At 44.1% G+C, this 2,517-nt stretch carries 1 protein-coding gene and 2 pseudogenes; 1 reads left to right on the top strand and 2 read right to left on the bottom strand.

What is annotated here, in order from left to right; all coding sequences use genetic code 11:
* A pseudogene (locus BCT81_RS01325) lies at nt 1-793 on the bottom strand (RND family transporter); the annotation flags it as partial.
* A 171-nt stretch (nt 794-964) separates the two neighbouring features.
* Nucleotides 965-1,750: a TetR/AcrR family transcriptional regulator gene (locus BCT81_RS01320; protein ID WP_004741595.1), complete on the bottom strand. Its 786-nt coding sequence runs from the start codon at nt 1,748-1,750 to the stop codon at nt 965-967.
* Between the two features lie 422 nt (nt 1,751-2,172).
* Between BCT81_RS01320 and BCT81_RS01315 the strand changes: the two are divergent.
* A pseudogene (locus tag BCT81_RS01315) lies at nt 2,173-2,517 on the top strand (hypothetical protein); the annotation flags it as partial.

Below are 2,517 nucleotides of genomic sequence, written 5' to 3'. Positions count from 1 at the left end.
GGAACACCAGCACCACCAACAGCATTAAGGGAACGAGCGTTGAGCTGTCCTCTTGAGCTGAAGTCATAAACGCATTGTTCATGGCAATAATGCCCGCTTTATGGAACTCGACATTAGGGTACTGAGCTTGGTACTTGCCGATCATGGCATTGATCGCCGCGATCACTTCTTGCACTTCCGCGGTTTTGTCCACTTCTGGCAGCTGCACGGTTACGTTAACAATCGTCACATCGCCAGAGGCCGACACCAAAGCATTCTTAAGCAACGGTTCGTTGAGGGCGATCTGTTTTACTTTGGCGATGCGCTCTGGTGTGTGCTCGTACTCTTCATACAGCAAGTCTTCTACCAAGAGGTCATCTTCAATGGCTTCGGTGTGCTGATAATTAGCTAGGGAATCGACACGGCTTGAATACGGGATCTGCCACGCATCGACCGTGAGGTTTTGAATCAGGGTGAGAGTTTCAGGGGTGAAGACATTGCCATCTTCAGGTGCGACAACAATCGCAAGGTTGTCGGTTTTTGCAAAGGTGGTTTGGATTTCATCGAACGCCATCAACTGCTTGTTGGTGCCTTCGAAGAAGATGTTGTAGTCCCCTCTAAAGTAGAGGTTCTTAGCCCCTAATGCAGAGAGAATGATGATTGAAAACACCACCAGCAGAACGATAAACGAACGCTTGGTAGGTATTGAGTGCCAACTGTTTAGATCTGTGTTTGCGCTATCGGCATTAAGGTTATCTTGGTTTTGCTGATCGAACGTGGGCTTCTGGCTGTCATGTTTCATCACAGTCTCCATTTGTGACGATTCGTCATATATGTGTCATAAAAAGCCAGCCGAAGCTGACAAAAGACACAATGCTTAGTCAAATACTCAAGAAAACAGCAACCACAGTCGGTTAGTCTCAAGTTTGTGACGAATCGTCAAAAATGGTTATTAATAAACCCACACGTGTGGGCTTAATGGAAGCTATCGACCTACAGACTCTAAGTAAGCGATCTCTTCACTGAACAGTTCTTGCTCTACACGACGCCAAGTTTTGCGGTAATCCCAATCGCTAGAAAGGGGCTGCCAATTGAGGCCGTCTAGAATCATGTTCGCGTTGTGTAATACTGAATACGGGTCTTGTAACCGCTTAATACAATGACTGTTTGATGCATTCTGTGACAAGGCATTTGAACCAAATGCAATTGACCAGTTAGCAAAAACGATGGCATCTGAACCAACGCCAGAAGAGAACTTTAGGTCACCCGCTTCTACCGCTTGGTTAACCATAGAGTCGCATTGTTCAATCACCAACTCTTCCAGCTCATTCATCTCGGCGACGCGTGCACTAGACGCTTTCTCTAGTACCCACGGGCTTTTAGCCATGATCGCACAGGTTGATAGTACCGGTTCCATGCGAGCATAGATTCGGTAAGCAACGTGCAGTGCGACGATCTTTTCACGTGTGTTGCCTTCAAACTCTCCAGAACGAGCAAACATCATTGCTTCTGTTTTAAGAGAGTGAATACATAACGCTAAAACGACGTCTTCTTTGCTGCAAAAGTGATTGTAGATTGTCCCTTTAGAATAAGAGCTCGCTGCCGTTAGCTTGTCCATCGTTAGGTTTCCGAACCCTTGTTCTCGAACCAGATCTTTTGCCAACAACATCAACTCTACTTCTCGGTCTGCAATAGACTGCTGCTTTTTAGACAACACGCCTTTGCAACCAAAGATACCTTGTTTATCGCCTTTACAACCAAAGCCAAACATAATTTCTCAGTCCGTATTTTAGCTTAACTATTATTTAAGCTTAGCCAGTATTTAAAACACTCCTATCCAATATGTTAACACGAATAGTAAATTCATGTAGTTAACCATTTTGTGACGCTTCGTCATTTTTGACTTATCGTCATAATAGCTCATTTATTGATCATATCAAGATGTTTTATAAATTTAATATGATCTGTGAATAACTGGGTGAATAGATGAGATAATTATCAATAGCAAAAATGTGTGATGGGTATGTGAACATCCTACGAAAAAATTGGCGTGTCATGCTGTCTTTATGGGGCAAACCTCTCCTTATGGTTAATATTTGTCTCACTGATGTGGTTTTCTGCTAAGTTGCTATAAATTCAGTAAGGGGTGACTTACAATAGAGTCAACGACCTACCTTTTTTGAGAACACGATATTGAGCGCCAAATATTCTTATTTAGCTTGGCAAGTGAATACTTCTAGCCCAGCAGAAAAGCTTGTTTTATTGATGCTTGCAGACAGTGCGGATGAATCCGGTTACACCAATGTGTGCCTGCAATCGGCAAGTCAGCTTTGTGCTCTCTCTACGTTTGGTTTAGCCGACTGCCTTAAGTGCCTAGTCGACCAAGGTATTCTCGATAAGGTAAAAGTAGACTATCGAGATCAAAAAGAGATCCACGTATTCAAACTGCTCATTGAGCAAGAGCAAGCTGCGGCGCCCGTTGAGGCTCAGCCGGTCAATAGTATTCCGGTCTACTCTACGGCACCTGCACCTGCACCT

It is taken from the genome of Vibrio sp. 10N.261.52.A1, from assembly GCF_002876325.1.
GTDB classification, from domain to species: Bacteria; Pseudomonadota; Gammaproteobacteria; order Enterobacterales; family Vibrionaceae; genus Vibrio; species Vibrio chagasii.
This window is presented reverse-complemented; position numbering and strand designations above follow the sequence as displayed.

Coding starts and splice junctions, on each gene's coding strand:
- BCT81_RS01320 (WP_004741595.1), bottom strand. CDS start 1,750: ATGTTTGGCTTTGGTTGTAAAGGCGATAAACAAGGTATCTTTGGTTGC.